The sequence below is a fragment of the Paenibacillus maysiensis genome (assembly GCF_000520815.1).
In the GTDB taxonomy this organism is placed as follows: Bacteria; Bacillota; Bacilli; order Paenibacillales; family Paenibacillaceae; genus Paenibacillus; species Paenibacillus maysiensis.
Genome location: NZ_ASRY01000114.1, coordinates 1 through 7,393, shown reverse-complemented (window position 1 = coordinate 7,393; position 7,393 = coordinate 1). Strand labels below are relative to the sequence as shown.

Annotated in this window: 6 protein-coding genes; all 6 read left to right on the top strand. The window is 51.8% G+C overall.

Going from position 1 to position 7,393, the window contains the following annotated elements:
• Positions 1 to 1,245: beta-N-acetylglucosaminidase domain-containing protein (locus L696_RS0107735; RefSeq protein ID WP_025683133.1), on the top strand; the 1,245-nt coding region annotated here is incomplete at its 5' end.
• A gap of 99 nt (positions 1,246 to 1,344) precedes the next feature.
• Positions 1,345 to 2,886 carry a DUF4127 family protein gene (locus L696_RS0107730; protein ID WP_025683132.1) on the top strand — a complete coding sequence of 514 codons (1,542 nt, stop codon included), beginning with the start codon at positions 1,345 to 1,347 and terminating at the stop codon, positions 2,884 to 2,886.
• A 5-nt stretch (positions 2,887 to 2,891) separates the two neighbouring features.
• Positions 2,892 to 3,611: an N-acetylmannosamine-6-phosphate 2-epimerase gene (locus L696_RS0107725; RefSeq protein ID WP_025683131.1), complete on the top strand. Its 720-nt coding sequence runs from the start codon at positions 2,892 to 2,894 to the stop codon at positions 3,609 to 3,611.
• Positions 3,589 to 4,428: a MurR/RpiR family transcriptional regulator gene (locus L696_RS0107720; protein ID WP_025683130.1), complete on the top strand. Its 840-nt coding sequence runs from the start codon at positions 3,589 to 3,591 to the stop codon at positions 4,426 to 4,428. Before L696_RS0107725 ends, L696_RS0107720 begins: the two co-directional genes overlap by 23 nt.
• Positions 4,429 to 4,566: 138 nt before the next feature.
• Entirely contained in the window at positions 4,567 to 5,481 is a 915-nt protein-coding gene (locus L696_RS0107715) for an ROK family protein (RefSeq protein WP_025683129.1), read from the top strand.
• 25 nt (positions 5,482 to 5,506) lie between these two features.
• Positions 5,507 to 7,117, top strand: coding sequence for an FAD-dependent oxidoreductase (locus L696_RS0107710; protein ID WP_025683128.1), 1,611 nt, complete (start codon positions 5,507 to 5,509; stop codon positions 7,115 to 7,117).
• Positions 7,118 to 7,393 lie beyond the last annotated feature (276 nt).

The following is a 7,393-nucleotide window of genomic DNA, read 5'->3' as shown; positions in this document are numbered from 1 at the left end:
TTAGGGGGGGAGCCGTACCCGGAAGACACGTTTGCGCAGATTAGCGAATTAAAGGAAACCTGCGATCAGCATGAGATCGATTTTCATTACTGCATCAGTCCGGGGAATGACCTGAGCTTTGGCAGCGATGAGGATTTCCTCAGTTTGACGGAAAAGCTGGCGGCTGTGATTGCCATTGGCGTGCGCCATTTTTCCATATTAATGGATGATATTGATTATGTGTTAAAAGGAGAAAATCGACATTTGCTGGGCCGCTCGGGCCACGCTCATGTCTTTTTGACGAACAAGGTGCATGCATGGCTGGCGGAGCGGTTGCCTGAATTTACGCTGACGGTCTGTCCCTCGGAATATTGGTCGTACTGGGATACCGAGTACAAAAAGGATTTCCGTGAGCGGCTGCACCCGGAGATTAAGGTGTTCTGGACCGGATACTTTGTGTTTGCTCCGCATATTGGCCGGAAGCACGCTGCCGATAATCATGCGTTCTTTGGGCACGAGCTGTGGCTGTGGGATAACATTCCGGTGAATGATTGTGACCGTGACCGCTTATTCCTCGATCCGCTGCGCGGGCGGTATTCCGGGCTTCCAAACTGCGGACATACCGGTATGGTAGCCAACCCGATGAATCAGTGGGAATGCTCCAAAGTGACGCTCATTACGATGTCCCACTACATGTGGAACAGTGAGCGGTACATGCCGGAATTTTCTTGGGCTTGGGCTGTGCGGGAGTTAGCGGGGGAGCGCGCGGAGGAACTGATGTTTTTCTGCCGTCAAAACAGGAACAGCCGACTGGGCGGCAGCACGTATGAGGACGTGGACCTTGCTTTGCAATTGCGCGATATCCCGGCGCTCGATATGTACTTTGAGCGGCTGCTCCAAGCCGTGAGCGTCCTGCGGCAAGTACCCGCTGATGATCTGGCGGCAGGCTTCGTAGTACAGGCCGCGCCGTGGCTGGAACGCGCCGAGCTGGACACTGATCTGTGGCGTACGCTGCGCCAAGCTGTGGTCAGCAGCGAGCGGCAGAGCGGTGCGCAGCAGGTCGAGGAGAGCAGTACGCCGCAGGAAGTGGTCGGCAGGCAATGGCCTGTGCCCCTGACGGACGAAGTCGTGGTGGAACTCCGGCGCTGTATCACTGCCTGTCTGGAGACGGAGGCTCGGCTCGGCAGTGATCCGGCGATCCGTGCAGCCGAGCGGTGGGGCTACGTCGGTCAGGATGAACAAGGCAAGTATCGACTGATCTTGTGAGCATTTGCTGATGGATCAAGAAACCAAGGCAGCATAGCTGCCCTGAAAATAACCATTTGCCGTTAGGATAACGGTAATTTTCAGGAGAGGTGGATGTGTGTGGTGAAGCCAAACACCCGTGTGCTTTTTGTACCGCTGGATGAACGGCCCTGTAATTATGAATTTCCTTATTTGCTGGCGCAAGGCACAGATTTGGAAATCGAGCGTCCCCCGATGGAATGGATGGGACAAAAGAAAATTCCCGGTGATACGACCCAACTGTGGGCTTGGCTCGAAGAACGTGCAGCGGGAGCCGATGGAGCCATTATTGCGATGGATACGCTGCTGTACGGCGGAATCGTACCATCCCGGCTGCATGGAATGACAAGTGAGCAGGTCGGTGACAAGGTGAATCGACTTCGCAGGCTCAAGCGGCTTTATCCGCAGATGACCTTATATGCTTTTCAACTGATTATGCGTTGTCCGCAATATTCTTTGGCTGACGAAGAACCGGATTACTACGCCGATTGGGGACGCGAGATATTCAGGAAGGGCTTTATTGAGCATCGTCAGGAGCTGGGTATTGCCACGGCAGAGGAGCTTCTTGAATTATCCGACATCAACGAACGTCTGCCTGTAGAGATACTGGAGGATTACCTGGGACGTCGCCGTGTGAATCTGGAAGCTAATGAAGCCGCACTGGAGCTGGTAGCAGAGGGTATCATTGATTTTATGATCATTCCACAAGATGATTCTGCTCCCTACGGCTATACCGCCAAGGATCAGCAGCAGCTAAGAAATCGTATTTCCGATCTTGGGCTGGATTTGAGTGTGTACATGTATCCGGGGGCAGACGAAGTGGGCTGTACGCTGCTGGCGCGGTGGGTGAACCAGGCGAAGAATGCTGTGCCGCTTGTCTATCCAAGGCTGTCCGCTTTGCAGGGAGCATTCGTGATTCCGCTTTTTGAGGATCGTTATTTTTATGAAACGTTAAAATATCAGATTATGGCGGCAGGCGGATTGATCGCGTCTTCAGCGGCAGAGGCTGATTTGATTTTGTTGGCTAACACGCCCGGAGACACGATGGCAGAAGCATCATCTCAACAGCGTGCAATGGCCGGATATGATGTATACCGAAACGTGGTGGAGCTGGTCGAATACGGCGCCCATATGCTGCGACATACAGGTAAAAACATTGCAGTGGCTGATGTAGGCTATGCCAACGGAGCTGATCTTAAGCTGCTTAGACTTTTGAAGCAAAAAGGGCTGCTTTTTGAGCTGGCAGGTTATGCAGGCTGGAACACCAGCTCCAATACGCTGGGAACCGTCATTGCCCAGTCCATGCTGTATAGCCACTACGGGCCTACAACAGAGCATCTGGATTTTCTGGCGTTGCGTTACGCCGAAGATGCATGTTATTGCGCTGTGGTGCGTACCGCCATGAATAATGGAATTGTGGAACAAATGGGCTTCGACAAGTTTATGCTCGATGGACAGAGAGGTTCGGTTGCTGCGGTCATTCGCGGACGACTGGAGCAGGCGCTCGACGAATATGTAAACGGGCCGGAGGGCCACGTGGAAATTACAGATTGCTATATGCCGTGGAACCGCACCTTTGAAGTCGGATTGACCGTACGGCATCATGTCGAAGAGAGAGGGTGATCCCAATGGGAATGGAAGCTGTATTATCAAAAGTTCAGCACGGCCTGATCGTATCCTGTCAGGCGCTACCCGATGAACCGCTGCACGGATCGGATTCCATGGTCAAAATGGCACGCGCCGCTCAGCAGGGCGGAGCCGTGGCCATTCGCGCCAATGGCGCAGCAGATGTGCATGCGATCAAACAGGCGCTTTCCCTGCCAGTCATCGGTCTGATCAAGCGGGATTATGATGATTCCGATATTTACATTACGCCCACCCTCCGTGAGATGGAGGAACTGGTGGACGCGGGCGCGGATATCATCGCCCTGGATGCTACATCACGTCCGCGCCCGGGGGGATGCAAGCTGAAGCAGCTCATAGATTACGCCCATGGCCATGGAGTGGTTTCCATGGCGGATATATCCACACTGGAGGAGGCGCTTCATGCCGCTTCCCTCGGTATAAGCTGCGTATCCACAACGTTATCCGGTTATACGCCATACTCTGCTCAGATCGATGGACCCGATCTGGAGCTGGTTCGGAGAGCGTCAGAGCTGGTTCCTGTGCCTTTAATTGCGGAGGGCAAAATCCATGAGCCGGCGCAGGTGGAGGAAGCATTCCGGTTGGGCGCGTATGCAGTGGTTGTAGGCTCGGCGATTACCAGACCCCAATTGATTACGCAGCGGTTTGCCGATGCCGCAAGGAAGGCAGTGAAATGCATCTATGGAGATGACCGACCGAATTAATACGTACTTTCCTTCATTAACAAAATCGGAGCAAAAGGTCGCTTTGTGCGTACTGGAGCGCCCGGCAGATATCATATATTTCTCCGTGACGGAATTAGCTGATTTTGCAGGTACAGGCGAGACGACCGTCATGCGCTTTTGCCGGAAAATCGGTTTTAAAGGATATCAGGATTTTCGACTGTCCCTGGCGCAAAACCAGACTTATCGCAAAACCGATACGGGTGGGGAAAACACCTACCCGGACAACGAACATGATATTACCCGCATGGTGTATCACAATATGCTCGATATTTTGCACTCTAGTATGGGACTGCTGGACCGTTCAGAGCTTGGACGTGCGATAACGTGTCTCGACCAGGCAGGCTATGTTCAATTTTTTGGTGTAGGTGCTTCGGGGATTTCTGCGCAGGATGCCAAAAACCGCTTCTTACGAATCGGGCGGCGCGCCGAAGCCGTGGCAGACGGACATATCCAGTCGATGATGGCGGTGTCCATGAAACCCGGAGATGTGGCTATCGGTATCAGTGTATCGGGAAGTACGCTGGATACGAACGACATGCTGCACAAAGCCAAGCAAAACGGCGCGACTATTATCGCGATCACCAATTATGCAAAATCGCCCATCACCTCCATTGCGGATATCGTGCTGCTCACCGCAGGTAAGGAAGCTCCGATGGAGGGCGGTTCGATTGGAGCCAAAATCTCGCAGCTATTTGTCATTGACCTCCTCTGCGAAGGGCTTGCTCGTAAGCACACGAGTCATACCAAAGTGATGAAGGAAAAAACAGCGAGGGCGGTCATTGAACGAAGCTATTGAGGTTTTAAAGCGGAGAACTGGTCTATTAGGCTGTGTCCAATCGTTAGTTATTGTTGTGGTATATGACTTGCTATTATAGAAGCTTTACGTAAAAGAGCGTGTTTGTAGATATCGTTTGGCAACAAGGAGGACGCTGTAGTGGCAGATGCTGTGAACAGAGTCATAGGGATCGATATTGGAGGTACATCAGTGAAGGCAGCCGTAGTGGCACGGGATGGTGCGGTGCTGGACGAAATCCGGCTGGATACGGATGCTTCTCGCGGGCGTGATTGGGTACTCTCACGGGTATCCGAAGCTGTGGAAGGACTCAGCACCATTGGCAATAACGATATCGGCGCTCTGGGGATTGCTACGGCTGGCAGAGTAAACGTGGAGAGCGGTGAAGTCGTGTATGCGACGGATAATCTCCCCGGCTGGCAAGGTACACACTTGGTAACATGGGCGAGGGAGAATCTCGCCTTACGTGCTGTTGCTGACAATGATGCGAACGCCGCTTTGCTAGGAGAAGCATGGCAGGGGGCGGGGAGGGGCAAGCGACGCTTGATCATGCTCACCTTGGGAACAGGCGTCGGTGGCGCATATATGGAAGATGGTTTGTTGTGCCGAGGGGCTCATTGGAGCGGCGGCGATTGGGGGCATAGTATTTTATTCCCAAGAGGCCTTCCTTGCAATTGTGGAAAAAAGGGCTGCGCCGAGCAGTATGTATCAGGTAGCGCACTGTTACGCCGGGCCAGAGAATACACAGGTATACAGTATCGCTCGGGAGTCGAGATCATGAAGGAGGCCGCTCACAGTCACCCGAAGGCGCTTCAGGTACTGGACGATTACACCGCAGATTTAGCCGTACTTCTGGTCAATATCTCGGTCACCCTTGATCCCGAGGCTATTATCGTAGGCGGAGGGGTAGCGGACGCGGGAGAAGTCTGGTGGCCCTTGCTGGAAAAGCATCTACAACAGCTGGGAGTCCAAACGGAAGTAAGCCGGGCGTTATTGGGTAATCGCGCTGGCATCATCGGTGCGGGACGGCTTGCTTTTGAACTAGTAGATTCCTAGAACAAGCATGAAAGGGGAACGAACCATGACGCAAAATCGGATCGATACCGACATTGTTGTGATTGGCGGAGGTTTGGGAGGAACGTCGGCAGCTCTTGCGGCAGCGAAGGCTGGCATGAGAGTCATCGTGACGGAGGAGACGAACTGGTTGGGAGGACAGTTAACTTCACAGGCCGTCCCCCCGGATGAGCATCGATGGATCGAACAGTTTGGCTGCACAGCAACATACCGTGAGTTCCGTAATCGTGTACGTGACTATTACCGTCAGAACTATCCTTTAACGGAAGAAGCCCAAAATGACCCGATTCTTAATCCCGGCAACGGTTGGGTAAGCCGTCTGGCTCATGAACCACGAGTAGCTCTGCGGGTGCTTGAGGATATGCTTGCTCCCTATTTGAATACGGGGCGTGTTCGCGTATATTACCACACCGTGCCCATAGCTGCTCAAACGGATGGGGACTGCATTTCTTCCGTAACTGTTCGTACCTCGGATAGCCTCGGTGATGGGTGTGGGGTTATGGTGCTGCGCGGAACGTTTTATTTGGATGCCACAGAGTGCGGGGATCTTCTTCCGATGGCGGGGGTGGAGCATACGAGTGGAGCAGAGTCGCGGGATGATACAGGTGAGCCTCATGCTTTGGAGTACGCTGACCCTATGGATATGCAGTCTATCACACATGTAGCAGCCGTAGATTACATTCCGCATGGAAGCTTCATTATAGAGCGGCCGCAACAATATGATTTTTGGAGAAATTATATTCCTTCCTTTTCCCGTTTCCCGATTTTGAGCTGGTTTGCTACGGATGCGGATGATACCAGCAAACTAAAACAGTTCACTTTATTTCCTAACGAACAGGGCATTGTATCACTATGGGATTACCGTCGCATTGTGGACCCTTCTATATGGAGCAAACCATTAAATGATGGAGAGGTAACTCTTTTAAACTGGGCACAAAATGATTATTACCTCGGTCCGTTGATCGGTGTCACCGCTCAGGAGCAGGAAAGACATAGGGAAGGAGCCCGAGAATTGACCCGTTCTTTAATCTATTGGCTCCAGACCGAAGCACCCCGGTTAGATGGAGGATTCGGTTATCCGGGCATTCGGCCCCGTGGAGATTTCCTTGGTACCTCAGATGGTCTGGCTAAAGCCCCCTATATTCGCGAATCGCGTCGAATTCAAGCGAAGTATACGATATCAGAGTTCGATGTAAGTCGTGAGCTTCGTGGAACGGATGGGCCCAAACGATACGCGGACAGCGTAGGTGTAGGCAGCTATCATTTGGACCTCCATCCGACCACTGTATCTCAGCGGACATTTTACATTCCTAATTACCCTTATGAAATTCCGTTAGGCTCCCTTATTCCGGTGAGAGTGCGTAATCTGCTTCCTGCATGTAAAAATATAGGGATGACTCAAATCGCAAATGGTTGCTATCGGCTGCACCCCACGGAGTGGAATATAGGTGAATCAGCGGGTAGTCTCGCGGCTTATTGTGTCTCTAACGGAGTATTTCCGATAGAAGTCAGCGAATCGGCAGAGCATCTGGGGCGTTTTCAGAGCAGGCTTCTTTGCCAAGGTGTGGAGTTACACTGGCCTGCGGAAGTATTTGAACCCGAAGGAGTCACCAGCTAAAACGTGAGGGGCTACTGCCCCTTGGCTGACTTTGATCAAGGTCAAAAGATGATTTTAATAATTAATAAAAAAAGTACTTGCTAAGTTGCTTGGATATATGATATATTATTTGAGCTGACAACAAAACAGCTGTTTCAAAAATGAAAAGCTTGGGTAAAATAATCTTTATAAAAGAAGAAAAATAAAGCTTGCATTTCTGAAACGAACATGATATGATCTTATAGCTGCTGAAAAAGACAGCGAAAAAGAAATGTTTGATCTTTGAAAACTGAACAA